The sequence below is a fragment of the Dokdonella sp. genome, assembly GCF_049593775.1.
Taxonomy (GTDB): domain Bacteria; phylum Pseudomonadota; class Gammaproteobacteria; order Xanthomonadales; family Rhodanobacteraceae; genus Dokdonella.
Genome location: NZ_JBAWHJ010000460.1, coordinates 1 through 2,637 on the forward strand (window position 1 = coordinate 1; position 2,637 = coordinate 2,637).

At 56.7% G+C, this 2,637-nt stretch carries 3 protein-coding genes; 2 read left to right on the forward strand and 1 reads right to left on the reverse strand.

Annotated elements, in window-relative coordinates:
- Positions 1 to 123: 123 nt before the first annotated feature.
- The gene (locus WBP53_RS15840) at positions 124 to 606 is read left to right on the forward strand and encodes a pilin (RefSeq protein WP_423930651.1); all 483 of its coding nucleotides are present in this window, start codon (positions 124 to 126) and stop codon (positions 604 to 606) included.
- A 204-nt stretch (positions 607 to 810) separates the two neighbouring features.
- Positions 811 to 1,413, forward strand: coding sequence for a tRNA (pseudouridine(54)-N(1))-methyltransferase TrmY (gene trmY, locus WBP53_RS15845; RefSeq protein WP_423930653.1), 603 nt, complete (start codon positions 811 to 813; stop codon positions 1,411 to 1,413).
- A gap of 112 nt (positions 1,414 to 1,525) precedes the next feature.
- On the opposite strand, the gene WBP53_RS15850 is transcribed toward trmY, so the two are convergent.
- On the reverse strand, positions 1,526 to 2,608 hold the full coding sequence (locus WBP53_RS15850; protein WP_423930655.1) for a choice-of-anchor Q domain-containing protein: 1,083 nt from the start codon (positions 2,606 to 2,608) through the stop codon (positions 1,526 to 1,528).
- Positions 2,609 to 2,637: the final 29 nt, after the last annotated feature.

The following is a 2,637-nucleotide window of genomic DNA, read 5'->3' on the forward strand; positions in this document are numbered from 1 at the left end:
TCGCAGATCGTAATCGGAATACTCGTTGGAGCAGTAGTGATTGCGCTGTATTTGCCGATCTTCAAGTTGGGTGCGGTGATCGGGAACAACTAGCGCAACGGTGAACAGATAGAGGAAATTCGCATGAATCGGGGATCTACCGGGTTTACATTGATTGAGCTCATGATCGTCCTGGCGATCATAGGCATTCTTGCGACTCTTTCCCTGCCGAACTATCAGGATAGAATCATTCGTACGCACATTCAGGAAAGCGTGGCCTTTGTCGGGTTCGCGCGTGATGCGGTGCAGGCGTTCCATACACGCAATCATCGGATGCCAGCCAACAATGCCGAAGCAGGGCTTCCCGCACCCGACCTGATTCTCGGAAACTACATTGCTCGACTCGAAGTCGACAATGGCGCAATCAACGTGCAGTTCGGAAATCGATCGCACCAGGCCGTCATCGATAAATGGATTACGTTGAGACCCGGCGTTGTGGCCAACGCGAATCAGGTTCCAATATCGTGGATTTGCGGTACCGCCTACCCTGTCGAAGGGCTGCGCTACAGCGGCACGAATCGTACTGATCTTGCGCCTGAGGTCTTGCCAATGGAGTGTCGTTTTTAGGGAGTGGTGCGGCACTGGCGGGCGGTGGCTTTGGCGACAGCGTCAGAGTAGAAATCCAGGGTCGAATCATGCCTGTGTGATCAACCGGATTCCTCGCAGCTTGCGCGACTGATGCCGAGGACCTGGGTCAAGTTCCGGGGAGCCGGTTCGTACGGGTGCTGGTATTCTGCGCGCACAAATTCCATGGCCCGAGGGCTTGCCAGCATGCGCGCATTTGTACTTCGAGCAAGGTCTGCTCCTACGGACAGTCCAGGGCTTCTGGCCGCGGTCGGCAAGGAGGCACACACCGAAATCCTCGCGCATTCGCTGATGAACGCCCTGTTCGTTGCGCAATCGCATCGGGTCGACGTAATGGTATATCTCGTGCTGGAAAGCACCCGGGACTACTCGCGGACGATCAGCTTCTGCTCGAACGATATTGGCGACCTCGATGGTTTTCACGAGCAGGCCTTGCTTGGCAAGGTTGCCAAGGCTCTGGATGTATCGAGAGGCATGGGCAAGGAAGAGTGCCGACGCGTCGAGCCGGGCATTGAAGTGCGAACCACAAGCTTCGAGAAGCTGGTACAGGAACTGGCCGAGGACTATCAATTGTTTGTCATGGACAAGAAGGGCACGTCCATACGCGACAGGAAATTTGCCGCCAATTCCTGCTTCCTGCTGACTGACCACATCCCCATGCCAAAGAAGAGCTTCAACAGTCTGGAGCGCCTCGGGGCACAGAAAATCAGTCTTGGTCCGAGGATGCTATTTGCTTCGCAGTGCGTTGTACTCATCCACAACGAGCTGGACCTTGGAGGCCTCCAGTGAAAGTTCGTCAGGCCGAGCGGCGCGGACTTGACGCGGGTCCCAACTTCGCAATGGCACCTGCACGGCAATGGCAATCCCTGAGGCGCTGCCCTGTGTCAGCAAGGCTATTGTTCTAGTCAAAATCATCGCCAAAGAGTACGTCGGTTTCGTATGCGCCCATGTCAACGGCTGCGCCTTGAACGCGAACGCTTCCGAGCATGTCAGTCGCCGTGAGTCCACCTGGCGAATCATCTCGTCCAGCGTTTACCAGTGGTGATCCGGGTTTCAGCTTGAAGCCCAGTACCCCGTCAAACATTGGATTGACGTTGATGTTGGCGGTGCTTCCCGCACCCGGGTTTCCCTTGATGCCCTGGATATCGTTGTTGGTGATCACGGCACCATTCGGGATCTCAAGACCGTTCCCTGAATTGCCCCACAGGATGTTGTTGCTGACGGAAATCGCATTGCCGGAATCCGAGGTGATCAGGATCCCGCCGGTGAAGAGGCCATCGGTGCCGTTGAGAACGACCGTGTTGCTGGTGACGTGTGCCACGGACGACGAATTGACGCGAATCCAGGCCGCGGCACCTCCGCCTCCCTCATTGCCGACGAACAGGTTGTTGCGAACCTTCAGGGTTCCCGAGGCTGAACTGGCATACAGTCCTGCACTGCCGATTCCCGGCTCGCCGATAGCCGGCAAGATGGTGTTGAAGAAGAACTTGTTGAGTTCGATTGTCGCACCGGTTCCATGCCCATTTTCGCCGTTTACCTGAAGACCCCCGGCATAGCCATTGATTCCCAGAGAGAGGAGGTTCCCGTCTGCAAAGGTGAGATGGCTGACGGTGATCTTGCCGTTGCGATTCCTCAACGCCATCACCCTTTCACTCTCGCCACCATCGAGAACCGTATCGCCGGTATCGCGGCGCGAACTGCAATCGGTATTCCATCCGCCAGTGACGGTGAGGTCGTGGGATTCAAGCGAAAAAAACTGAAAGCCGCCGTCAGGGACTTCGAGCGTGCCGGCCCGTAGTCTGATCTCGTCGTCTTCGCCATTGCCCTGGAATGACTCGAGCCAGAATGAAAGCGCCGTACTGTTGCCGCCGACCAGACAGACGTCGAAGGCCAGGGCACCGCCAGCCGGAAGCGTGCTGATCGCCAGACAGAGTGCAGAACGCCCCATGAAACCCGTGATCCGGCGGCTAGTCGAAATCATCATCGAAGATCACGTCGGAAAGTTCATAGGCC